Below are 26,830 nucleotides of genomic sequence, written 5' to 3' on the forward strand. Positions count from 1 at the left end.
GTGAACAGGTTGCGGGCCGACGACATCACGGTCGGGTATGGACGCCGCCCGATCAGCGAGCGGCTCAGCGTGACCGTGCCGGACGGCCGGTTCACGGTGATCATCGGGCCGAACGCGTGCGGCAAGTCCACGTTGCTGCGCGCGCTGGCGCGGTTGCTGCGGCCCAGCGAGGGCCTGGTGCTGTTGGACGGCAAGGACATCCACGCCCAACCGGCGAAGGACGTGGCGCGCAGGCTGGGGCTGCTGCCGCAGTCGTCGATCGCGCCGGAGGGCATCACCGTCGCGGAACTCGTTGCGCGGGGCCGGTTTCCGCACCAGAAGCTGATCCGGCAGTGGTCACCCGCCGACGAGGCCGCGGTCGCGACCGCCCTGACGGTGACCGGGGTCGCGGAGCTCTCCGGGCGGCAGGTCGACACGCTGTCGGGCGGGCAGCGGCAGCGGGTGTGGGTCGCGATGGTGCTGGCTCAGGAGACGCCGATCGTGCTGCTCGACGAGCCCACGACGTTCCTCGACATCGCGCACCAGATCGAGCTGCTCGACCTGTGCCGCCGGCTCAACCGGGACCAGGGCACGACGATGGTCGCGGTGCTGCACGACCTCAACCAGGCGTGCCGCTACGCCGACCACGTGATCGTGATGAAGGACGGCGCGATCGTCGCCGAAGGCGAGCCCGGCGAGATCGTCACCGCCGAGCTGGTCGCGGCCGTGTTCGGCCTGCGCAGCCGGATCATCCCGGACCCCGAGACGGGAACACCGATGGTGATCCCCCGCGCCACGGCTCTGATAGGTTAGCCTAACCTTATCGGTGTCGTGGTGGAGGAGACAGGGTGTCCAGCAACCCGTTCGACGACGAGAACGGCACGTTCCACGTGCTGGTGAACGACGAGGAACAGCACTCGTTGTGGCCCACCTTCGCCGCCGTGCCCGAGGGCTGGCGCATCGTCCTCGAGGCCAAGTCGAGGCAGGAGTGCCTGGACTACGTCGAGCAGAACTGGGTCGACCTGCGGCCCAAGAGCCTGCGCGACCACATGGCCGCGCACTGACGCATGCGCTCGCCGACACGATCCCGTGCGGGATCGGCCATTCTGCTGCGCACGATCACCCGCAACGCCCGGCGGCTCACGCTCGGGTCGGTGCTGATCTGCCTGTTCAACGGGTACGAGGCGCTCGTGCCGATCCTGGTCGGCTTCCTGATCGACCGGGTGATCGCCGGCGGCGACGTGCTGTTCCTGCTGTTGGGGATCGGCGCACTCGGTCTGCTGATCCTGGTGCAGGGCATCAACTACCGGCTCGGCGCGCGCCAGCTGATGCTCGCCATCGCCGAGGAGGGCCACCTGCTGCGGGGCGAGGTCACCGCGAAGGTCCTCGACCCGCGCGGCATCCGCACCGACCGGCGCACCGGTGAGCTGCTGTCGGTGTCCACCAACGACACCGACCAGACCTCGTACGTCCTGGACTACGTGCCGCGGGTGGCGGGCTCGGTGACCATGGCCGTGATCGGCGCGGTCACCCTGCTCGTGATCGACGTCCCGCTGGGACTCGCCGTGCTCATCGGCACGCCGGTCGTGTTGCTGGTGCTGCAGTTCAGCTCTCCGCTGATCACCAAGCGCGTGGCCGTGCAGCAGGAACGCGCCGGCGAGGCCACCGCCCTGGCCACGGATCTCGTGAGCGGCCTGCGTCCGTTGCGCGGTATCCGGGCCGAGGAGGCCGCGCGCCGGCGGTACCACGTCGTCAGCAGGCACTCGCTCGACGCGGCCGTGCACGCCGCCCGGACCCAAGGTGCCTACAAGGCCGCGTCCAGCACATTGTCGGCGTTGCTGGCGTGCGGTATCGCGTTGCTGGCCTGCTGGTTCGCGCTGCGCGGCCGGATCAGCGTCGGCGAGTGCATCATCGTGATCGGGATGGCCCAGGTGCTGATCGAGCCGTTCAGCCTGCTGGCGATCATCCCTTCCTGGGTGGCAGAGGCGCGGGCCTCCGCGGACCGGGTTGCTTCCGTGTTGAGTTCGCCGGTTCTTCTGCCGTCCTCGGGTGCTTGTTTCGGTGGTGCCGGGCTTACGTTGGATTCGCTGGAGTACGCGTCGTTGCGTGGGCTCGACCTGACCGTGCGGCCAGGTGAGTTCCTCGGGGTCGTCGCGCAGCAGGCGGAGGACGGTGACGCGCTCGGCCGGGTGCTGGCGGTGCGGGTCGGGCCTTCCGACTACGCCGGCTCGGTTTCGTTGGACGGACAACGGTTGGACGCGATCGAGGCTCGCGGGGTGGTGCTGGTCGAGCCGCACCACACCGATCTGTTCAGCGGGACGTTGCGGGACAACCTGTTGCCGGACGGTTGTTCTCGGGAACTGGCTGGGGCGCTGGTCGCTTCGGCGGCGGACCAGGTGGTTTCGTTGCACGGCTTGGAGCATCAGGTGACCGAGCGGGGTGCGAGTCTGTCCGGTGGGCAGCGGCAACGGATCGCGCTCGCGCGGGCGTTGCTGGCGGAACCGCCGATTCTGGTGTTGCGGGACCCGACCACGGCGGTGGATGCGGTGACCGAACACGCCATCGCGCAAGGGATTCGGGAGTTTCGGCGGGATCTGACGACCGTGGTGATCACCAGCAGTCCGGTGTTGCTGGCGGCGGCGGACCGCGTGGTCCTGCTGGATGGGGGACGAGTGGTCGCCGAGGGCACGCCTGGGGAACTCGTTGCCACGTCCGAGGACTACCGCAGGGCGGTGCTTCGCTGATGTCTACTGTGGACAAACTTCCCGTCGCCAGCGGCGCGCGCGCCTGGTCCTGGCTCTGGCGCGAAGTCACCCGCCGACCCGCCGAGCTCACCGTCACCCTCCTCGTCGGCCTGATCGGCGCGGCCGCTTTGGTCGTCCCGGTCGACGCACTCGGCGTGCTGATCGACCGAGTGCGCGAGCAAGCACCGGCGTCAACCCTGGTGCCGATCTCGATCGTCATCGTGGTGAGCGCAGTCCTTGGCGGTCTGGCCTCGGGCCTGTTCACCTTCCTGCTCGGACGCCTCGGCGGCCGCGTGCTGGCGGTAGCCCGCGAGTCGACGGTGGCGCGGGCGTTGCTGCTCCCGTCGACGACTTTGGAACGCGTCGGCAAGGGTGACCTGCTGTCGCGGGTGAGTGCGGACGTCGCCGCGGTCGACAAGGCCGTCTCCGACATCATCCCGACGATGCTCGCGTCGTTCCTGCTCGGCGTGCTGAGCCTGGGCGGGCTGACTGCGCTGGACTGGCGGCTCGGACTCACCGGACTGGTCGCCGTACCGATCTACGTCGTGGCGCTGCGGTGGTACCTGCGCCGCGCGGCGCCCGGTTATGCCGAGCAGCGAGAGGCGATCGCCGACCGGTCGCAGCTGATGGTGGAGAGCATGCAGGGCGTCCGCACGGTGCACGCCTACCGCGTCGAAGAGCTGCACCTGGGCCGGATCGACGTCGCGTCGGCGCGGTCGCGGGACGTGTCGGTGCGGGTGTTCACGTTGTTCACGCGGTTCGTCGGGCGGGTCAACCTCGCCGAGTTCTGTGGCCTGGCCTCGATTCTCGCGGTCGGCTTCCTGCTGGTGCGCGACGGTTCGGCGACGGTGGGGCAGATCTCGGCCGCCGCGGTGTTGTTCCTGCGGCTGTTCGCGCCGATCGCGTCGCTGCTCTACACGTTCGACGAGGCGCAGGCGGCCGGGGCGAGCCTCGCCCGGCTGGTCGGGGTGATCACGATGCCCGAACCGGAACGCGCCACCGTTCGGAACAACGTGGACTCGTCGTTGGAACTGAAGAACGTGCGGTTCAGCTACGACGGCACGACCGACGTGCTGCACGGGGTGAGCCTGCGGATCGAACCGGGGGAGCGGGTCGCCGTCGTCGGATCCACCGGCGCGGGCAAGACGACCGTCGCCGCCATCGCCGCCGGAAACCTGCGGGCGTACAGCGGTGATGTCGTGGTGCACGACCGCGTTGCCATTGTCAGTCAAGAGGTTCACGTGTTCGCGGGACCGCTTTTGGAGGACCTCCGTCTGGCGAAACCTGGTGCGACGCGCGAGGAGGTCTCGAGTGCGCTCGCGACTGTTGGCGCGCTGGAGTGGGTCGAGGGGCTGCCCGAGGGGCTGGACACCGTCGTCGGCGAGGGTGGGCACGACCTGACCTCCGCCCAGGCGCAACAGCTCGCGCTGGCGCGGTTGGTGCTGCTCGACCCGGCGGTGGCGATCCTCGACGAGGCGACCGCGGAGGCGGGCAGCCTCGGTGCCAGGGCACTGGAGGAGTCGGCCGCGGCGGCGACCCGTGGCCGCACGACGCTCGTAGTGGCGCACCGGCTTACCCAGGCGGCGCAAGCGGATCGGGTCATCGTGCTGGAACACGGCCGGATCGTCGAGGAGGGCACGCACGCGGAGCTGGTGGACGCCGGTGGCCGGTACGCGCAGCTGTGGGCGTCGTGGGACACGCTTTCCGATCAACAAAGGGTAGGCTAACCTAAGTTCGTGCTGCGGACCATCGAGAACTGGAATGACGCAAGCCTGCCCGCGCGGACCACCACGGTCCCAGCGATGTTCCACGCGCAGGCCCGGCGGACCCCGGAGGCGCTCGCGCTCGTCGCGGGCGGCGTTCGGCTCACCTACGCCGAACTGTCCACAAAGGTCAGCCAGGTCGCGCGGGCGTTACGCGCCACGGGGCTGGCGCCCGAAGAGGTCGTCGCGATCGAGCTGCCGCGGTCGGCCGAGATGGTGGTCGCGGTGCTGGCGACGATGGTCGCCGGTGGCGCGTTCGTGCCCGTCGACCCGGCGTGGCCCGCCGAACGACGTGAGCAGGTCAAGGCCGACGCGGGCGTCCGCATCTCCCTTGATCTGGAGGCGGTCCGGCAAGTGGACGGGCCGGGCGACCCACTCGAGCTGGACATCGAGCCCGGCCGGCTCGCCTACGTCATCTTCACCTCGGGTTCCACCGGCCGCCCCAAGGGTGCGATGATCCGCCACGAGGCGATCTGTGAACGACTGCGCTGGCAGGTCGAGGAGATCCTCAAGTTCGGCCCCGGCGACGCCTCGCTGTTCAAGGCGCCACTGTCGTTCGACATCTCGGTCAACGAGATCCTGCTGCCGCTGGTGTCCGGTGGCTACGTCGTGGTAGCCGAGCCGGGCGGGGAACGCGACCCGCAGTACCTGCTGGACCTGATCGCGACCGAGGGCGTCACGTTCGTTTACCTGGTGTCCTCGATGCTCGACGTGCTGCTGGAGCTGGCGCGCGGCGCGGACCTGCTGCTCGGTCTCAAACACGTGTGGTGCGGCGGGGAAGTGCTGACGCCGGAGCTGTTCGAGCGGTTCCGCGGTCAGCTCACCACTACCCTGTACCACGGCTACGGCCCGGCCGAGGCCACGATCGGCGTCTCGCACGTCATCTACGCCGACACCGCGGAACGCATCGCCACGTCGATCGGCCGGCCCAACCCGCACACCCAGCTCTACGTCCTCGACGACGCGCTGAACCCGTTGCCGCCCGGCGAGACCGGCGAACTGTACGCGGCTGGTTTCCTGCTGGGACGCGGATACGTGCGCTCGCCGGGACTCACCGCGGCGCGGTTCGTGGCGAACCCGTTCGGTGCACCGGGTTCCCGCCTGTACCGCACGGGCGACCTCGTGCGCTGGTGCGGTGACGGAACGCTCGAGTTCGTCGGCCGGGCCGACAACCAGGTCAAGATCCGCGGCATGCGCCTGGAGCTGGAGGAGGTCGAGGCGGCGCTCGCCACGCATCCGCTGGTGCGTCAAGCGGTCGTGACCGTGCACCGCAGCACCGCCGGTGCCCAGCAGCTCGTCGGCTACGTGCTCGCGGACGCCGTGCCGGACGACCTCGCGCCGTGGTGTGCGTCGCGGCTGCCCGAGTACATGGTGCCGAGTCACTTCGTGGCGTTGCCGTCGTTCCCGTTGACGGCCAACGGAAAGGTGGACCGCCGCTCCCTGCCTTCGCCGGTCATGGTGCAGAGCACGAGCCGCGCAGCGTCGTCCCCGGTCGAACGCGCGCTGTGCGAGATCTTTACGGCGGTGCTCGGCCGTCCCGTTGGCGCCGACGACGACTTCTTCGCGCTCGGCGGCGACAGCATCGTGGCCATCGGCGTCGTGCGGCAGGCGCGATCCGCCGGGTTCGCGGTGCGGGTGCGGGACCTGTTCGCCTTGCGCACGCCCGCTGCGCTGGCCGCCGTGGTCCAGCCCGTCTCCGCCACTGTGGCCGTGGACGGCGTCGGCGACGTGCCGGTCACGCCGGTGCTGGCGTGGCTCAACGAGGTCGGCTCAGGCATGGACGGGTTCTTCCAGTCCGTGACCGTGCCGACGCCACCTGGGTTGACGCGGCAGCAGCTGGAGTCGTCGATCGACGCCTTGCTGGCCACGCACGACATGCTGCGCGCCCGGTTCGACGGGACCGCGCTGGTCGTGGCGCCCGTGGGTGCGGTGACGGCTCTTGACGTCCTGAACGCGGCGCCACTCGACCCGAGCGCCGGGCGCATGGTGCGGATGACGTGGCAGGACAACGCCCTGACCCTGGTGCTGCACCACGTGATCGTCGACGGCGTCTCGCTGCACATCCTCGCCGAGGACCTGCGCGCCGCGTGGGAGGGCACCGCGCCGCAGCCGGTGCCGACGTCGTTCCGCCAGTGGGCGACCGCCTTGCGCGAGGCGACTCTCTCAGGTGCCTTCGCCGATGAGGAACCGTTCTGGCTTGAGGCCGTCGCTGCGGCCGAACCTTTTCTCGGGGAACTGGACCCGGCACGCCACATTGTCGCCACCGAACGGACCGTCACCGTCTCGGTCGCACCGGACGTCTCGCAGCGGCTGCTCACCGACGTGCCCGCCGCCATCCACGGCGGGGTCAACGACGTCCTGGTCGCCGGGCTGCTGCTCGCGTTGAAACAGTGGCGCGGCATGGACCGCGTCGTGCTGGAGCTGGAGGGGCACGGCCGCGAGGAGGTCGTCGACGTCGACCTCTCCCGCACGGTCGGCTGGTTCACGACCCTCTATCCGGTCCCGCTGCGCGTCGACACCGACGACGTCGCGGCACTGGTGAAGTCGGTCAAGGAACAGCTGCGTGCGGTGCCGCGCAACGGCATCGGTTACGGCGCCCTGCGCTACCTGGGTTCTTCACCGCGGCCCGACCTCGCGGTCGCACCGCAGGTGTTGTTCAACTACCTCGGCCGGTTCGACTCCGACGTCGTCGAGGAGCGCGACCCGCGGATGCCGCTGCCGCGCGTACTGGAGATCAACTCGATCGCGGTGGACTCGTCGCTGCGTGCCACGTTCAGCTGGCCGGGCGCGGTGCTGGCGGAGAGCGACGTGCGGGAGCTGGCGGCACTGTGGGTGCAGGCGTTGCACGCCATCGCATCCAGTGACGTCGTCGGGCACACGCCGTCGGACTTCCCGCTCGTACGAGTGTCGCAAGTGGACGTTGATCGGTGGCGGCCGCGGGACGTGCTGCCGCTGACGCCGTTGCAGGATGGGCTCTACTTTCACGCCACGTTCGGCGGCACTGACCCGTATGTGGTGCAGCAGTTGGTCGAGCTCACCGGTCCGTTGGACGCCTCGCGCCTGCGCCGCGCCGCCGATCGCGTTGTTGAACGTCACCCGCAGCTCGGGGCCGCGTTCGTCAGTGGTTCTGACGGTCAGGTCGTTGCCGTGCTCGGTGAGCCGCCGCGGGTGCCTTGGCGGGTCGAGGAGAACGCCGATGTCGACGAGGTTGCCGCGCGGGAACGGGCGCTGCCGTTTGATTTGGCTGTGCCGCCGGCCATGCGGTACGTCCTGGTGCGGCTGAGCGCTACGCGGCACGTGCTGATCCAGACGGTGCACCACATCGTCGCCGATGGGTGGTCGGTGCCGCTGGTGCTCCGGGAGTTGATGGCGCTCTACGAGGGTGTCGAGCTGCCGAAGCCGGTGGCGTACAAGGGGTTTCTCGCGCAGCGGCGGGACGTCGAGGCTTCGCTCGCTGCTTGGGAGGGGGTGTTGGAGGGCATCGGTGAACCGACCCGCCTCGCCGACGCGCTCGCGCCGGTGGAGGGGAGAGGGGTCGGTGGGCAGCGGCAGGAGGCGCCAGGTGTCGAGGCGCTCGCGCCCGCCCCAGGCGCCGGTTTCGGCCGGCAGCGCCGAGAGCTTCCAGGCATCGAAGAGTGGGCCCGGCAACAGGGCCTGACCGTCGGCGCCGTGATCGCCGGGGCGTGGGGCATCCTCCTCGGCCACGTCACCGGCCGCCGCGACGTCACCTTCGGCCTCACGGTGTCCGGGCGCGGCGGCGACCTGCCCGGCATCGACGACATCGTCGGCCTCCTGATCAACACCGTCCCGGCCGTCATCCACGGCGACGATCTCCACGGGTTCGCCCGCACACTGGCCGACGCCATGGAGCACGAACACGTCCCCCTCGCCGCCCTGCAGCAGCGGCTCGGCGTGGACGAACTGTTCGACACCCTCGTCGTCATCGAGAACTACCCCACGGTCGACAACCTCTCCGCCGGCGACCTCGCCATCACCGGCATGGACGTCATCGAGGCCCCGCACTACCCGGCGACGCTGATGGTCAAGCCAGGGGAGCAGCTCGAGGTGCTCCTCACCCACGACCAGGCCGTGGTCAGCCCGGACGACGCCGCCCGACTGCTCGACCAGTACGCGCGAGTCCTCCAAGCGCTCGTCGACGACGAGCCGATCTCGCTGGTGTCCGACACCCAACGGGCATGGCTCACCAGCGCGGCCAATGGTGGTGCACCAGACACGACGCCGGTGACCGAACTCATCGCGGCACACAACCCGGAACGCACGGCGTTGATCGCCGGGGACCGTACGGTCACCTACGCCGAGCTGATGGAGCGTTCCGGGAAGGTCGCCGGGGCGCTCAAGAATCTCGGCGTCGAGCGCGGCGACATCGTCGCGGTCGCCACCAGCCGGTCGGCCGACATGGCCATCGCGCTGCTCGGCGTCATGCGCGCCGGGGCCGCCTACCTGCCGGTCGACCCCGGATACCCGGCCGCGCGCGTGGAGTTCATGCTCACCGACTCCCGCCCGGCACTCGTGCTGGTCGACGACGGCTCGGCGCGCGCCTTGTCCGCACACGACGTGCGCAACGTCCGCGAGCTCGACGGTCCCACAACCGATGTCGCGGTTACGCCGGACGACGCCGTGTCCGTGGTGTACACATCGGGTTCCACCGGACGCCCCAAGGCGGTCGTCGGCACGCACGGCGGCCTCTCGAACCGCCTGGCGTGGGCCAAGAACACCTGGGACGCCGACGTCCGGCTGGCCAAGAGCTCGCTGAGCTTCATCGACGGCACCACCGAGCTGCTCGGCGGTCTGGCCGCCGGCGCCACCATGGTCATCGCCGAGGGCAACGAGATCGTTGACCTGGTCGAACGGTCGGGCGCGCAGCAGCTGCTGGCGGTGCCGAGCCTGGCCGCGGTGCTGGCCGACTCGCCGCTCGGAAACCTCCGCAGGTGGATTCTCAGCGGCGAAGCGCTCGACGGCGCGTGTGTCCGGAAGCTGCGCAAAGCGTCGCCGGAAGCGGAGATCGTCAACTCCTACGGCTCGTCCGAGGTCGTCGGCGACGTGCTGGCCACCGTGGTGCACGGCGAACCGGCGGTCGTCCCGCTTGGCACGCCGGTGCCCGGTGTCCGCGTTCACGTCCTCGACGCGCGGTTGAACCCGGCCGCACCCGGTGCGGTCGGCGAGATCTACGTGGGCGGCGTGCAGCTCGCCCGCGGCTACCTCGGCCAAAGTGGACAGACGGCGCTGCGGTTCGTCGCCGATCCGTTCGGCATGCCGGGAGACCGCCTTTATCGCACCGGCGACCGCGGGCGGTGGAACGCCGACGGTCAGGTCGAGTTCCTCGGCCGCGCCGACGACCAGGTGAAGATCAACGGCTACCGCGTCGAGCTCGCCGAGCTGGAGTCCGCGCTGCTGCGCCGCAACGAGATCGTCGATGCGGTCGCCGCCGTGCGTGGCGAGGCGGGCAGCGGGCAGTCGCTGCACGCCTATGTCGTCGGCGACGTCGAACCGCAGGTCGTGCTCGCCGCGTTGCGGGCAGAGCTGCCCGGCCACCTCGTGCCCGCGACGATCACCGTGCTGGATCGCCTGCCCACGTTGCCCAACGGCAAGCGCGACCGCGGGAACCTGCCCGAACCGGCGGCCGCCGGCACCACGACCCGGCCGCGCACCGACCGCGAAGCCACCATCTGCGCGCTGGTCGCGGAGGTCGTCGGCGTGCCGGACATCGGCGTGGACGACGACTTCTTCGCGATCGGCGGCGACAGCATCCGGGCGATCCGCCTGGTGAACCGGCTCGCCGCGCACGACATCCGACTCACCCCACAGGACATCTTCCGCATGCGTACGGTCGCCGCCATCGAAGCCCACCTGCCCGCACTGGACGACGATCCGGAGGCACTGGGCACGGTCGCCCTGCTGCCGATCGTTGAACGCTGGTGCGAGACGGACACCTCCGGGTTCCGGCGGCGCGTGCTGGCCGCACTCCCGTTTGACACCAACGAAACAGCGGTCAAAGCCGCGGTGCGCGCGGTGGTCGCCCATCACGCCGGGCTGCGGTTGCGGATCACCGGCGACGACGACCTGCTCGACCTGGAGACCACGGCCGAGGGCGGCGATCTGCTCGACGTCACCCTGCTGGCGCCCAACCAGGTTCGCCTGGAAGCGCCCGCGCTGGTCGCCGACGGCACGGCGTTGATGATCGTCATGGACGACATCGCGAGCGTGCTCGCGGGACGGTCGCTGCCCGAGCGCACGACGTCGTTGCGCCGATACGCCCGTCAGGTCGTGGAAGGCGCGCACGACCGGCTCGGCGAGCTGGACCACTGGAAGGCGGTCACGCAGCCGGGCGCCGAGCTGCTGCCGGACTTCCTCGGCGGCGATGACATCGTCACGCACCGGTTCCGCCTAGGCACAGGAATCACCGAAGAGATCGCCCTCGCCGCACTGCGGGCCGTGGCCGGTGACGTGCTGGTCGACGTCGAACGCACCACACGTGACGCTGCCACGGCCCGCACGGTCGGCGAGTGCTCGATGATCGTCCCCGTCCGGCTCGGCACGCCCGACAACGCGCCGGACCAGGGAATCGGTTACGGCGTATTGCGGTACTGCCACGCCCGCGCCAGCCGGGTGCTGGCCCGTGGCGCACAGGCCCAGGTGCTGCTGAAGCTGCGCGGGATCGCGCACCGGCCCAATGGGTGGGCGCCACTCGCCGTCGACTCCGACGCCGACCCGTTCCTCGGCGACCAGTACGCCGTCGAGCTGGACCTGCAGTCCACAAAGGACGGGGTGATAGCCACGGTTCGCCAGGTCACCGATCAGTTCGATGCCGAAGCATGGCGTCGAGCACTGACCGAGTCGGTCCCGTTGCGGTCGGTGGAGCTGACGGCCGACGAGGTCGACCGGGTCGTCGTGGCCGCCGGGGGAGCGGTCGAGGAGATCTGGGGACTGTCCCCGCTGCAGCAGGGCGTCTACTACCAAGCCGCGTTCGACAGCGGGGCCACCTACATCGCGCAGAACGTCTTCGACTTCGACCGCCGCATCGACGTCGATGCGATGACGCTGGCACTGAAGGCATTGCTGCGTCGGCATCCCGTGCTGCGGGCCGGGTTCGTCAGCGACGACCTGCCAGTTGTCGTGCAGTTCATTGCGCCGGAGCCGCCGGTGGAAGTCCGAGTCGTCGAGAATGCCGACGTTGCCGCGGTGATGAAGGCCGACCACGAGACGCCGTTCGACCTCACCCGGCCGCCGCTGCTGCGGATGACCGTCATCCGGCTGCCCGAAGGCCGCGACAAACTGCTGCTGACCAGCCACTTCCTGCTGTGGGACGGCTGGTCGCGCGAGCTGGTGCTGCGGGAGCTGTTCGCGCTGTACGACTCGCGCGGCGAGCGGGGCGTGCTGCCCACCGGCCGGGCCTTCCCCGATTACCTCGACTGGCTGTCCACACAGGACACCGAGAAGTCGATCGCGGCCTGGCGCGAGGCGCTGGCCGGGATCACCGAGCCGACGATCGTGGTGCCGGAGGCGACCGGCCGCGACCCGATCCTGTCCGACCGCATCCTCACCGCCCTGCCCGCCGACCTCACTGCCCGGCTCACCGACCGCGCCCGGCAGGGCGGCGTCACGCTGAACTCACTGTTCACCGTTGCGCTCGGCCTGGTACTCGGCCGCGAGACCGGCCGCGCGGACGTCGTGTTCGGCACGACCGTCGCCGGAAGGCCCACCGACCTGGCCGGTATCGACGAGGTCATCGGCCTGTTCCTCAACACCGTGCCCGCCCGCGTCGCCCCCGGCCCAGGGACCACTGTGCTCGACCTGGCGCTGACCGCGCAGAACGATCGGCTCGACCTGGCGCCGCACGAGTACCTCGGGCTTGGCGAGATCCACCGGGCCGCGGGCCACGACCAGCTCTTCGACACGTTGTACGTGCTGCAGAACTTCCTCGCCGACGGCACGTTCACCGATCTGGAACGGGCACAGGGCATCGTCGGCGTCGAGTACGTCGACACCACCCACTACCCGCTCACCTGGGTGCTGACGCCCGGTGCCAACCTGCGGATCAAGCTCGAGTACCGGCCCGATGTCGTGACCGAGACGCGGGCACAGGGGTTGGTCGACCGGTTCCGCGCGGTGCTCGAACAGCTCGCCGAGGGGCTGCACACCCCGGTCGCGCAGCTGGACCTCACGCTGCCCGGCGATCGCGACGCGTTGGCGGGGAAGGAGAACCAGATCGGCACGGCCAGCATCGCCGACCTGCTCGCCGAACGCGCCTCCGAATGTCGGGACGAGATCGCCCTGGTTTTCGGTGACCAGAGGCTGACCTATGCCGAACTGGATGAGCGCGTCAACCACATGACCCGACTGCTGCTCGCGCACGGCGCCGGGCCCGAGGTCGTCGTGGCGCTGGCGTTGCCGCGGTCGATCGACATGGTCGTGGCGTTGTTCGCGGTGCTGCGCTCCGGCGCCGCCTACCTGCCGCTCGAACTCGACCACCCCGTCGAACGCCTCGCGGGCATGATCGCCGACGCCCGGCCGAAGCTGTTGCTGCGCACCGCATCGGGTCCCGAGCTCGACGCCACCACGATCGTGCTGGACACGGTCGACCTCGACGAGTACCCCGGCGATCCGCTCCCGAGAGGCACCGTCAGGCTCGACCACGCCGCGTACGTGATCTACACGTCCGGTTCGACCGGCAAGCCCAAGGGCGTCGTCACGCCGTACGCCGGCCTGACGAACATGCAGCTCAACCACCGCGCCGAGATCTTCGACCCGACGGTCCGCCGCGCCGGGCGGCGGCTGCGCATCGCGCACACCGTGTCGTTCTCCTTCGACATGTCGTGGGAGGAGCTGCTCTGGCTGGTCGAGGGCCACGAGGTGCACATCTGCGACGAGGAACTGCGGCGCGACGCGACCGCTCTTGTCGCCTACTGCCAGACCCACCGCATCGACGTCATCAACGTGACGCCGACCTACGCCCACCACCTCTTCGAGGAAGGCCTGCTCGACCCAGCGGCCCACCCGCCGTGCCAGGTGCTGCTCGGTGGCGAGGCGGTCAGCGAGGCCGTATGGACCCGGCTGCGTGAACCGGACGGCCCGCGCGGCTACAACCTTTACGGCCCCACCGAATACACCATCAACACCCTCGGCGCGGGCACGGACGACAGCCCCACGTCCACGGTCGGCAAGCCGATCTGGAACACGCGGGCCTACGTGCTCGACGCGTGGCTGCGGCCGGTGCCGCTCGGTGTCGCCGGCGAGCTGTACATCGCGGGCGCGGGCCTGGCCAGGGGATACCTGCACGCGACCGGGCTGACCTCGGCGCGGTTCGTGGCGAACCCGTTCGAACCCGGTGGACGCATGTACCGCACCGGCGACCTCGTCCGGGAACGCCCGGACGGCAACCTCGACTTCCTCGGCCGCAGCGACGACCAGGTGAAGATCCGCGGTCACCGCGTCGAGCTGGGCGAGGTCGAGGCGGTGCTGTCCGCGCTGCCCGAGGTGCGGCAGGCGGCCGTGATCGCGCGCACCGACTCGGTCGTCACCGGACTCAAGAAGCTGATCGCCTACGTCGTCCCGGCCGGTGAGGTGTCGTTGCCGGAGCTGCGGGCCGCGCTGGCCGAGCGTCTGCCGGACTACATGGTGCCGTCCCTGTTCGGCGTCGTGGACGCGCTTCCGCTGACCGTCAACGGAAAACTCGACGTCGCCGCCCTGCCCGAGCCCGTCGCGCCGTCGGCCGGTACCCAGCAGGGTCCGCGCGACCAACGGGAACGCGCGCTGTGCGGCATCTACGCCGAGGTGCTCGGCCTGCCGTCCGTCGGTATCGACGACGATTTCTTCGCACTCGGCGGCGACAGCATCTCCTCGATCGCGGTGTCCGGCCGCGCCCGCCGGGCCGGTCTGGGGATCACGCCGCGCGACGTCTTCCGCCGCCGCAGTGTCCGGGCGCTGGTGGCGGCAACTGCGGTCGTACAGCGCGAGACCATTGTGGACGATGGAGTCGGCACGATCAGCCTCACGCCGATGCTCGCCGAGACGTTGCACGCCCGCACCCCGCTGACGGGCTTCTACCAGGCGATGCGGTTCCGCACGCCGGTCGGGATGACCCGTGCGCAGCTGGACACCGTGCTGCAGGCCCTGGTCGATCGGCACGACCTGTTGCGCGCGAAGCTCGACCGCGACGGCGACGACTGGTCGCTCGTGGTTCCGCCTCCGGGCGAGCGGACGTTCGATGGTGAACTTGATCCGGATAACGGCGTGATGCTGCGGGCGCTCTGGGAGAACGACGAGCTGCTGCTGGAAATCCACCACCTGGTGGTGGACGGCGTCTCGTGGCGCATCATCGGCGAGGACCTCGCCGACGCGTGGCGTGCCGTCCAGAGTGGGCGGGAGCCGGACCTCGCGCCGGTACCTACCTCGTTCCGTGCCTGGTCGCGAATCGTTTCCGGTGCGGTGGAACGGTTCCGTGCCGAGGCGGGCCACTGGCGTTCGGTACTGGACACCCCGGATCCCGCACTGGGATCGCGGCCGGTCGACCCGGCGGTCGACACCGCCGCCACCGTGCGATCGATCACGGTTTCGTTGCCCGCCGACGTCAGCGCGGCGCTCGTGTCCACCACGCCCGCCTCGATGTACGGCGGCGTGAACGACGTGCTCCTGACCGGGTTCGCGGTCGCGCTGAACGAATGGCGCTCGCGTGGGGACGCCGTGGTGCTGCTGCTGGAGGGCCACGGCCGCGATGCCGAGGTGTTCGGCGCCGACCTGGACCTGTCCCGGACGATCGGCTGGTTCACCAACATCCACCCGGTCCGCATCGACCCCGGCGTGACCGACCTGGCCACCGCTGCCAAGGCGGTCAAGGAACAGCTGCGTGCCGTCCCGTCGAAGGGGCTCGGCTACGGCATGCTGCGCCACCTCGACCGGACCCTCGACGGACCCGCGCCGCAGATCCTGTTCAACTACCTCGGCCGGTTCGACGGCGGCGCGACCGGCGAGTGGGCGCCGGTCGGCCCGCTGCGGGAGGCCGTCGACCCGGCGAACCCGGCCATGGCGTTGGAGGTCAACGCCATGGTCCAGGACGGTGTCTTCACCGCGACCCTGGCGTGGCCGTCGGGGATCCTCGTGCAGTCCGAAGTGGACGATCTGGCCGAGCGCTGGATGGCGGTGCTGACGGCGTTGACCGAGGCCGATCTCGCCGGGCACACCCCGTCGGACTTCCCGCTCGTCATGCTGACCCAGGACGATGTCGACGCGCTCGGCGACGTGCGGGACGTCCTGCCGCTGCTGCCGTTGCAGCAGGGCATGTACTTCCACGCCTCGTTCGCCGAACACGACACCTATGTCGTCCAACAGGTCGCGGAGCTCACCGGCCCGCTGGACCCGGACCGGCTGCGTCGCGCTGTGGAAGCGATGGTGCGCAGGCACGACGCGTTGCGGGTCTGCTTCCGTGAGCTCGGCGACGGCCGGGTGGTCCAGGTCGTCCTGGACGACGTGACGGTGCCGTGGCAGGCGTTGCGGGCCACACCCGAGGAACTCGCGGAGTTCTGTGCCGCGGAGTTGGCGAAGCCGTTTGATCTGGCCGTTGCGCCGGTGCTGCGCTACGCCGTGGTGTCGTTGAGCGAGACCGAACACCGGCTCGTCGAGACCATGCACCACATCGCGGCCGACGGCTGGTCCTACCCGCTGATGTTCAACGACGTGATCGAGGCCTACGAACGCGACGGCGACCTGCCCGCCCCGGCGGTGACCTTCCGCGACCACGTCGAGACGATCGTGTCGCGCGACCCGGCCGAGGCCCGCGAGACGTGGGCCCGCGCGCTGGCGGACGTCCACGAGGGCACGCGCCTGGTCCCGGTCGAGGCGAGCGACGTCGTGTCCCGGCACGACAGCGTCACCCGCGCGATCCCTGCGGTGGACGGGCTCGCGCGCCGGCACGGCGTCACGGTCAGCACGATCGTGCACGCCGCCTGGGGTCTGCTGCTGGGCCGGTTGCTCGGCCGCGATCAGGTGGTGTTCGGTTCCACGGTCTCCGGCCGCGGCGGTGAGCTGCCCGGTGTCGAGTCCGTCGTCGGACTGCTGATCAACACCGTGCCGGTGCCGATGTCGTGGGCACCGAACGACACCCTCGGCGACGTACTGACCCGGTTGCAGCATCAGCAGGCCGACGTGCTGGACGCGCAACAGGTCGGCCTCGCCGAGCTGGCGCGGATGACCGGTGTGCGGGAGCTGTTCGACACCGTCGTGGTGGTCGAGAACTTCCCCGCGGTGCGGGAGAACGACAAGCCCGGACTGGCCGTGCGCGGCTTCACCGGCACCGACTCGCCGCACTATCCGGTGTCGCTCGTGGCGTTCCCCGGCGAGGAACTGCTCCTGGAGATCAAGTACGACGTGGAGCTTGTCGGGGAGGCGGCCGCCCGGCGGTTGCTCGACCAGGTTGCGCTGATCGTCAAGGCGTTCGCCGACGACCTTGGTTCCACGGTGGCGGGGTTGGTCGTGAGTGGTTTCCGTCGTCATAGCGACGGAAACCACTCACGAGTATCCGGCACGCTGGTAGACGCCTTCCGTCCCGCGAACCCGGACGCCGTCGCCATCGCCGGTGCGTTCACCTACCGCGAGCTCGACGAGGTCTCGAACCGGCTCGCGCGCGAGCTGATCGCGCGCGGTGTCCGGACCGAGTCGCGGGTCGCGATCTCGATGCGCCGAGGCCCGGACCTGATCGTCGCGATGCTCGGTGTGCTCAAGGCCGGTGGCTGTTACGTGCCCGTTGACACGAGCGCGCCCGCCGAGCGGCTGGCCTACATCCTGGCCGACTCCGAACCGGTCTGCCTGATCGCCGACACGTTGATCGACTCTGCTGTGCCGGTGATAGCGCTGGACGAGCTGCCCGCGCATTCGACCGAGCCGGTCGGACCGGTGGGACTTACGGCGGACAACGCGGCGTACGTCATCTACACCTCGGGGTCGACCGGCAAGCCCAAGGGCGTCACGGTGACTCACCGGAACGTCCGGACCTTGTTGGCCGCCGCCGAGGAGGTGTTCGACTTCGACGCGTCGGACGTGTGGACCCTGTTCCACTCCTACGCGTTCGACTTCTCGGTGTGGGAGCTGTGGGGACCGCTGCTGACCGGTGGCCGGCTGGTGATCGTCGACCACGACACGGCTCGCGACCCGCAGCGGTTCCACGAGCTGCTGCGGACCGAGGGCGTGACGGTTCTTTCCCAGACGCCGTCGGCGTTCTACCCGCTGGTCGAGGCCGACCGCTCAGCCGAACCATTGGCGTTGCGGTACGTCGTGTTCGGTGGCGAGGCGCTGGACGTGGCGCGGCTGGCGCCGTGGTTCGAGCGGTACGGCGACGACGCGCCGCGGCTGGTCAACATGTACGGCATCACCGAGACCTGCGTGCACGTGTCGTTCCGCGAGCTGCGCGCGACGGACACCGACAGTGTGATCGGCGGACCGTTGCCCAGCCTCGGGATCCACCTGCTCGACCACTATCTGCGGCCGGTCCCGCCCGGTGTGGCGGGGGAGATCTACGTGTCCGGCGACCAGCTCGCCCGCGGCTACCTCGGCCGGGCCGGGCTGAGCGCCACGCGGTTCGTGGCCAACCCGTTCGGACCGGGCCGGCTGTACCGGTCCGGCGACCTGGCGCGGTGGACCGACGACGGCGACCTCGTCTACCTGGGCCGATCGGACCAGCAGGTCAAGATCCGCGGCTACCGGATCGAGCTCGGGGAGATCGAGGCGGCGCTGCTCGCGTTGCCCGAGGTGGCCAACGCGGCGGTCACCGTACGGGACCAGCGGCTGGTCGGTTACCTCGTCACTCGGTCCACTGTGGACACAGAGGTCGTGCGCGAGACGTTGGCACGGACGTTGCCGGACTACATGGTGCCGAAGGCGTTCGTGACGCTGGACGCGCTGCCGTTGACGGTCAACGGCAAGCTCGACCGCGACGCACTGCCCGAACCCACGCGAAAGGTCACGCAGCAGGCCTCGGCCGATCCGGTCGTCGAGGCGCTGCAGACGTTGTTCGCCGAGGTGATAGGCCTGGACGGCGCCGGGGCGGACGACGACTTCTTCACCCTCGGCGGCGACAGCATCATCGCCATCCAGCTGGTCAACCGCGCCCGGCGGCAGGGGCTGAAGATCACGCCGCGCGACGTGTTCGTGCACCGCACCCCGGCCGCACTGGCGGCCCTCGGACAGACCACAGAAGCGGTGGTCGTCCCGTCGGACGGCGTCGGCGAGATCATGCCGATGCCGATCGTGCAACGGCTGGCCGAACTGGGTGGCCGGATCAACCGGCACAACCAGGCCGAGCTGATCCGCACCCCGGCGGACATGACCGCGCCGGAGATCCAGCGCCGCGTGGACGCACTCGTCGCCCGGCACGACGCGTTGCGGCTGCGACTGAGCCGGCCCGCGCCGACGTTGTGGTCTCTGGAAACCGTCGCCGAGTTCACCCACACCGTGCGGGTGGTCGACGCGATCGGTCTCGACGGCGACGCGTTCGAGGCGTTGATCCTGGCCGAGTCCGACGCCGCGACCGACCGGCTCGACCCGGACACCGGCGCGGTGCTGTCCCCGGTCTGGTTCGACCGCGGGTCCGAACAGGGCCGGTTGCTGCTGGTGGCACACCACCTCGTCGTGGACGGCGTGTCCTGGCACATCCTGCTCGACGACCTGCGCGACGGTCCCGGCCCGGCCGGCACGTCGGTGCGTGCCTACGCGAAGCTGTTGCACGAGCAGGCGAGCGGGTCGGCCCGGCTCGCGGAGTTCGCGCACTGGAACGAGGTCACGGCTCCCGGCGGTGAGCTCGACCCCGCGAAGCACCCGGTCGGCCTGACCGTTGGCGGTACCCGTGATCACGTGCTCAAGGTGCCCGCCGAGATCACCCTGCCACTGCTCACGACCGTGCCCGCGGCCGTCAAAGCGGACATCACCGACGTCCTGGTCACCGGGTTGCGCATGGCAGTCACCCGCTGGCGGACCGAACGCGGCGCCGACGACACGGCGCTGGTGCTCGACCTGGAGCGGCATGGCCGCGAGCAGCTGACCGATGACGTCGACCTGTCGCGCACGGTCGGCTGGTTCACCGCCATCGCTCCGGTCCGCCTGCCCGCGGTGACCACCATCAAGGAGGTGAAGGACAGGCTCGGCGCCGCGCCTGACAACGGCATCGGCTATGGCCTGCTGCGGTACTGCAACGCTCGCACGGCGGCGGTGCTGGCTCATGCGGGCAGTCCGCAGGTGCTGTTCAACTACCTCGGCCGTTTCCCCGCGAGTACCGGCGAGGACTGGGAGTCCGCGCCGGAACCGTTGTCCACCAAGCCCGATCCAGATCTCGGCACGCCGTACCTGCTCGAGATCAACGCGCTGTGCCGGGACACCCCGGCCGGCCCAGAGTTGGAAGCCGTCCTCACCTACACCGACGACGGTGTCGGCCTCAACGGCGTGACCGCGCTCGCCGACGCGTGGGCTGGCGCACTGCGTGACCTGGCGACCGCCGAACACCGGATCACGCCGGACCTGATCACACTGACACCGGCCGAGATCGACCGCGCGACCGGCGCCACCGACGTCGCGGTGTGCGACATCTGGCCGCTGTCCCCGTTGCAGGACGGCCTGTTCTTCCAGGCCGGCCTGGCGGGCGACGCGGACGTGTACGTGGCGCAGAACGCCTTCGACTTCGCGGGACGACTGGATGCCGACGCGTTGTCCAGGGCGTTCGCCGCGGTGCTCGAACGGCATCCGGCGACGCGGCTCGGCTTCACCGCCGAGGGGCTGCCCCGGCCGGTGGCGTTGGTCGGAGCCGATCTGGACGCGCGGGTCGCCGTGATCGAGTCCACTGTGGAGGGTCTTGCCGAGCTGATGGCCGCCGACCGGCGGGCTCCGTTCGACCTGGCCCGCCCGCCGCTGTGCCGGCTGACCGTCGTGCGGCTGCCCGAGCACGACCGGCTGCTGCTCACCTACCACATGCTGCTGTGGGACGGCTGGTCGCGCGAACTCGTGCTGCGCGACCTGTTCGGCCACTACGCGGGCCGCACCGAACCGCTGCCCCGCGCGTCGTTCCCGGACTACCTGCGCTGGCTGGACCGGCAGGACGCCGACGCGTCCCGCAAGGCGTGGTCGGACGCGTTCGCCGGGCTCACCGAGCCGACCGTGCTCTACCCGGCCGCCGCCGGCACCGAGCCGGTGCTCGCCACCAGCCTTTCGTTCCAGCTCTCCACGACCGACACCGAGCGGCTGAACACGGTGGTGCGGCAGGGCGGAGTAACCCTCAACGCCGTGCTGAGCACCGCGCTCGCCGTGGTGCTCGGGCACGCTTCGGGGCGCGACGAGGCCTCGTTCGGCATCACGGTCGCGGGCCGCCCCACCGAGCTCGACGGCATCGACGAGGTCGTGGGCGTCTTCCTCAACACCGTGCCCGCGACGGTCCGGATGGCGCCCGGCGAACCGGTGTCCACCGTGGTCCGCCGGGTGCAGGCCGACCGGGTCGACCTGATGGCCCACGACTACCTCGGACTCGGCGACATCCAGCGGGCGATCGGCCGCGGACCGTTGTTCGACAACCTGTACGTGCTGCAGAACTTCCTCGACGACGACACGTTCACCGACCTCGAGGCCATGCACGGCATCACCGGTGTGGAGCACGCCGACGCGACGCACTACCCGCTCACCTGGGTGGCGACTCCCGGCCGCCAGCTGCGCGTGCGTCTGGAGTACCGCGCGGACGTGGTGCCCGCCGCCGAGGCGGAGGCTCTGCTGGCGCGGCTGGAGTCCGTGCTGCACCAGGTGATCGCCGACATCGACACCCCGGTCGGTGCGCTGGTGCTCGCGTCGTCGCCGGCGCCTGCCGGAAAGTCCAGCCCGATCGGCGAGGCGACAATCTCCGACCTGCTGGCCGAACAGGCCGCGGGGACACCGGACGCGCTCGCGCTGACGTTCGAGGACCGGACGCTGACCTACGCCGAGCTCGACGCGTCAGTGAACCGCATGGCCAGGTTGCTGCAGGAGCACGGCGCCGGGCCCGAGGTGATCATCGGCCTGGCCGTGCCGCGGTCGATCGAGATGGTGGTGGCGCTGTTCGCGGTGCTGCGGGCCGGGGCCGCCTACCTGCCGCTGGAGCTCGACCACCCGGACGACCGCCTGCACGACATGCTCGCCGACGCCGCACCCCGGCTCGTACTGTCCACATCGGACGTCGCGCACCGGTTCCCCGGCGCGGTGTGTATCGACACCATTGATTTGTCGGGATTCAGCGCTGCCCCGGTTCCCAGACCGGCGGGGCTGACGCTCGAACACTCGGCGTACGTGATCTACACGTCCGGTTCGACCGGGCGGCCCAAGGGTGTCGTCACGCCGTATCGCGGCCTGACCAACATGCAGCTCAACCACCGCGAGGCGATCTTCGGCCCGACCGTGGCCGCCGCGGGCGGGCGCATCCTCACCATCGCGCACACCGTGTCGTTCTCCTTCGACATGTCGTGGGAGGAGCTGCTGTGGCTGGTCGAGGGCCACCACGTGCACATCTGCGACGAGCAGCTGCGCCGCGACGCACTCGAGTTGGTCGCCTACATCGATCGCCATCGCGTGGACGTGATCAACGTGACGCCGACCTACGCCCAGCACCTGCTCGACGCCGGACTGCTGGACGGGTACCGGCCCGCCCTGGTGCTGCTCGGTGGTGAGGCCGTGCCGCAAGGATTGTGGGAGGTGTTGCGGGACACCGAGGGCGTCACCGCGTACAACCTCTACGGTCCGACCGAGTACACGATCAACACTATGGGCGCGGGCACTCTGGACAGCGCCACCGCGACCGTCGGCGTCCCGATCTGGAACACCGTGGGCCACGTGCTGGACCCGTGGCTGCGGCCGGTGCCCGCCGGGGTGACCGGCGAGCTCTACATCAGCGGAACCGGTCTGGCGCGGGGATATCTGCACCGGGCGGGGCTCACCGCGGCGCGGTTCGTGGCCAACCCGTTCGGGCCTGGCCGGTTGTACCGCACGGGCGACCTCGTCCGCGTGCGGCCCGACGGCAACCTGGACTTCCTCGGCCGCACCGACGACCAGGTGAAGATCCGCGGTTACCGGATCGAGCTCGGCGAGGTCGAGGCGGCGGTCGCGCGGCAGCCCGGGGTGCGGCAATGCGCCGTGCTGGCGCTGTCCGACCCGCCTCGGCTGGCCGCCTATCTGGTCGGTGACGCGGCGCCGGAGACGGTTCAGCACTCGCTGAAGTCCGTGCTTCCCGGCTACATGGTGCCGACCGCGTGGGCGGTCGTGCCGGCGTTGCCGCTGACGGTCAACGGCAAGCTCGACACCGCCGCGCTGCCGCCAGCTTCGTCCGTGGCCGTGTCTTCGCGATCGGCTTCCTCGGACACCGAACTCACGCTATGCGCGTTGTTCGGCGAGACGCTCGGGGTGGACGACTTCGGTGTCGAGGACGACTTCTTCGACCGCGGCGGCCACTCGCTGGTCGCGATCCGGCTGCTCGGCCGGGTCCGGGCAGCGCTTGGCGGGGACGTCTCCCTGCGCACCCTGTTCGACGCGCGCACTCCGGAACGTCTCGCGGTGGCGTTGCCGGGTGCCAGTGCTTTGCCCGCGCTGGTCGCGGGACCGCGTCCTCCCCGGTTGCCGTTGTCGGCGGCTCAGGAACGGTTGTGGTTGCTGCAACAGGTCGATCCTGGTTCGACCGCCTACAGCTATCCGCTGCTGGTGCGCCTGAACGGTGCCGTCGATGTCGATGTGCTGCGTTTGGCACTGTCCGATGTGGTCGGTCGGCACGAGGTGCTGCGCACCCAGATCACCGACGAGCCCGCGCAACGGATCCTCGACCCGCAACCGGTCGAGGTCTCGGTCGTGCGGGGTCCGGTGTCCGACGTGATCTCCGACGCGCTGGCCACGCCGATCGCGCTCTCCTCGGGGCTGCCGATCCGGTGCACGGTGGTCTCGGATGGTTCCGACACGGTGTTGGTACTTGTGCTCCACCACATCGCCATGGACGAGTGGTCCGACCGGCCGTTCCTCGCCGATCTCGACACCGCCTACGCGGCCCGGCTGCGCGGGGAGGCGCCGGGGTGGGATCCGTTGCCCGTCCAGTACGCCGACTACGCGCTCTGGCACGCCGCGGTGCTCGATTCACGCTTCTCGACCGAACGCGACTTCTGGCGGACGTACCTGGCCGGTCTGCCGGAGGAGATCACCCCGCCCGCGGATGGTGGCCGCGGTGGCCGTGCGGGCGCGGTGTCCGTCGACCTGCCGCCGTCGATGATCGAGCCGTTGCGCTCGGTGGCGAAGGCGGAGTCGGCGAGCCTCTTCATGGCGCTGCACACCGGTCTGGCCGTCCTCTTGTCGCGGCTGGGCGCGGGGGAGGACGTGCCGATCGGCAGCCCAACATCGGGCCGGACCGACGCTGCGCTCAACGACCTCGTCGGGTTCTTCGTCAACACAGTGGTGCTGCGGGCCGACCTGTCCGGCTCACCGTCCTTTGTGGAGTTGCTGCGCCGCGTGCGGGAGGCCGACCTGGCCGCGTTCGAGCACGCGACGCTGCCGTTCCAGCAGGTTGTGGAGATCGTCAACCCGGTGCGCGTCGCCGGGCGCAACCCGTTGTTCCAGGTCATGCTCGGTTACCACCATCGCGCGTCGGGCGGTGACACGCTCCTGGGGCTTCCGGTTGGTGAGGCGCCTGGGTTCGAGGCCGATCCGAAGGTCGACCTCAACGTCACGTTCGTCGATGGCGGGCCCAGCGTGGAGCTGACGCTGGAGTACGACTCGGCGCGGTTCACCGCCGCGACGGCACAGCGGATGGTGGAACGGCTGGTGGCCGTGCTGGCCGCGTTCGCCGCCGATCCGACCCAGCCGGTGCATGCCGTGGACGTGTTCTCCGCCGCTGACTCTGCGGATGTGGCGCGGTTCCGGTCCGGCGGACCGTTGGGTGAGGTTGGGGAGCCGTGGTTTGTGCGGTTCCGTTCGCGCGCGATGGCGACGCCTGGTGCGGTGGCCTGTGAGTTCGGCGACCGGGTGCTGACGTACGGCGAGTTGGACGGGTTGTCCGACGCCGTGGCCGCGATGCTGGTGCGCCGCGGGGTTGGTGCGGGGGACCTGGTCGGGCTGGCGATGCCGCGCACCGCTGACTTGGTGGTGGCGCTGCTCGGGGTGGCCAAGACCGGGGCCGCGTATCTGCCGCTGGACCCGGCGTTCCCGGAGGATCGGCTGCGGTTCATGGTGGAGGACGCGGAGCCCGCAGTTGTGTTGAAAGACCTCGACGACATCGAGCCGATGCCGTTCTCGCCGGTCGTACCCGACCCGTCGGCTCCCGCGTACGTGATCTACACGTCCGGTTCCACCGGCCGCCCCAAGGGCGTCGTGGTGCCCCACAGCGCGCTGGCGGCGTTCCTCGCAGCCGCCCCGCCGATCGCCGCGCAGGACCGGCTGCTGGCCGTGACCACCCTGTCCTTCGACATCGCGGTGCTCGAACTGATGGCCCCACTGGCCGCCGGTGCCCGAGTCGTGCTGGCGTCGGCCGACGAGGTGCGCGACCCGCGCCTGCTCGCCGAGAAGGACTTCACCGTCATGCAGGCCACGCCGTCGCTGTGGTCGGCGCTGCTCGAATCGTCCGAAGTGGACCTGTCGGGCGTGCGGGCACTGGTCGGCGGCGAGGCGTTGCCACCGGAGCTGGCCCGCACCCTGGCGTCGCGCGCGGCGAGCGTGACCAACCTCTACGGGCCGACCGAAGTGACAGTGTGGGCAACGTCTTCCTCGGTCGACGGGACCCGTCCGACGATCGGCCGGCCGTTCGCCGGAACCAGCGCGTACGTGCTGGACTCGGCTCTGCGGCCGGTGCCGCCAGGAGTGGTGGGGGAGTTGTACCTCGCGGGCGACCAGGTGGCCACCGGTTACCTCGGGCGACCGGGGCTGACCGCATCGCGGTTCGTCGCGTGCCCGGCCGGCGGCCGGATGTACCGCACCGGGGACCTGGCCCGGTGGGACTCGGCCGGACTGCTGCACTTCATCGGCCGCGCCGATCACCAGGTGAAGGTGCGGGGCTTCCGCATCGAGCTGGGCGAGATCGAGGCCGTCGCCGCCGAGCACCCCGGCGTCACCCGTGCGGTGGCGACCGTGCGCGGCGACCGGGTGCTGCTCTACGTGACAGGGTCCGCCGATTCGCTGGTGCCGTACCTGGCGGAGCGACTGCCCGCCTACATGGTCCCGGCTGTCCTGGAGCTGCCCGAGATCCCGTTGACGCCCAATGGAAAGGTGGACCGCGCGGCGCTGCCCGACATCGCGGTGGCTGCTGGCCGGGAGCCCGGTACGCCGCTCGAAGCCACGCTGTGCACGGTGTTCGCCGAGGTGCTCGGGCGTGACGAAGTCGGTGTCGACGACGACTTCTTCGCGCTGGGCGGGCATTCGCTGCTGCTGGTCCGGCTCGCGACGGCGTTGCGGCGGGAACTGTCCGTGGAGTTGCCGGTGGCCCGGCTGTTCGCGGCGGCCACCCCTGCCGCGCTGGCGAGGTTGATCGACTCCGGCGCGGGAGTCGATTCGATGGCACCTCTGGTGCAGTTGCGGACCGGGACCCGGCCGCCGCTGTTCTGCGTCCACCCGGCGAGCGGGTTGAGCTGGCAGTTCGCCGCGCTCAAGCGGTATCTGCCGGACGACATCCCGCTCTACGGCCTGCAGTCGCCGTTGCTGAGCCGCACCACGCACCTGCCGGTCACCATGACGGAGCTGGCCGACGAGTACACCGCGCGGATCACGTCGGTCGCACCGTCCGGTCCGATCCGGCTGGTGGGATGGTCTTTCGGTGGCGCGATCGCGCACATGGTCGGCGTGCGGCTGCGCGCGCTCGGCCGCACTGTGAGCTTCCTCGGCATGCTGGACGCACGGGCCGAACCCGTTGCCCTGACAGGGGAGTGGGACGGCCCGGCGGCGATCGCCGGGCTGCTTGCCGAGATGGGCTGCGAGGTTCCGGCTGCGCTGACGGTCGCGGAGGCGGTGCCGTTCGTGCGCTCGCTCGGTGGTGGTGTGGCGGCGCTGGACGAGGCGCAGATCGCCCGTGTGTTGGAGAACTATCTGGCCAGTGACCGGATGCTGGCGCAGGCCCGATACGACGTGTTCGACGGGGACGTGCTCTTCGTGGACGCGACCGTGCCGGAGCAGGGCTTCACCACACCCGCGTCGCCGGGTTGGCGCGAGCATGTGTCCGGTGCGCTGCGCGTGGTCGAGGTGGCGTGCCGGCACTCGGAGTTGCTGGAGCCGCACGCGCTGACCATCATCGGCCCCCTGATCGCCTCCGCCCTGTCGGACTGATCGATACCGTTAAGGCCACCTTCACTGCGCTGAACGCAGTGAAGGTGG

At 70.4% G+C, this 26,830-nt stretch carries 5 protein-coding genes; all 5 read left to right on the forward strand.

The features are described 5' to 3' along the window. Genes QSK35_RS36765 through QSK35_RS36785 form a run of 5 tightly spaced genes read left to right on the forward strand, consistent with a single transcriptional unit; the run spans position 1 to position 26,782 of the window. Positions 1 to 792: an ABC transporter ATP-binding protein gene (locus QSK35_RS36765; RefSeq protein ID WP_285752335.1), complete on the forward strand. Its 792-nt coding sequence runs from the start codon at positions 1 to 3 to the stop codon at positions 790 to 792. 35 nt (positions 793 to 827) lie between these two features. Then, the gene (locus QSK35_RS36770) at positions 828 to 1,043 is read left to right on the forward strand and encodes an MbtH family protein (RefSeq protein WP_285752336.1); all 216 of its coding nucleotides are present in this window, start codon (positions 828 to 830) and stop codon (positions 1,041 to 1,043) included. Positions 1,044 to 1,046: 3 nt separating this feature from the next. Further along, positions 1,047 to 2,723: an ABC transporter ATP-binding protein gene (locus tag QSK35_RS36775; RefSeq protein WP_285752337.1), complete on the forward strand. Its 1,677-nt coding sequence runs from the start codon at positions 1,047 to 1,049 to the stop codon at positions 2,721 to 2,723. Continuing rightward, complete coding sequence (locus QSK35_RS36780; RefSeq protein ID WP_285752338.1) at positions 2,723 to 4,450, forward strand: ABC transporter ATP-binding protein; 1,728 nt, start codon at positions 2,723 to 2,725, stop codon at positions 4,448 to 4,450. Before QSK35_RS36775 ends, QSK35_RS36780 begins: the two co-directional genes overlap by 1 nt. 9 nt (positions 4,451 to 4,459) lie before the next feature. Then, positions 4,460 to 26,782 carry a non-ribosomal peptide synthase/polyketide synthase gene (locus QSK35_RS36785; RefSeq protein ID WP_285752339.1) on the forward strand — a complete coding sequence of 7,441 codons (22,323 nt, stop codon included), beginning with the start codon at positions 4,460 to 4,462 and terminating at the stop codon, positions 26,780 to 26,782. The last annotated feature ends 48 nt before the right edge of the window (positions 26,783 to 26,830 follow it).

The organism is Lentzea sp. NBRC 105346 (genome assembly GCF_030269605.1).
GTDB lineage: Bacteria > Actinomycetota > Actinomycetes > Mycobacteriales > Pseudonocardiaceae > Lentzea.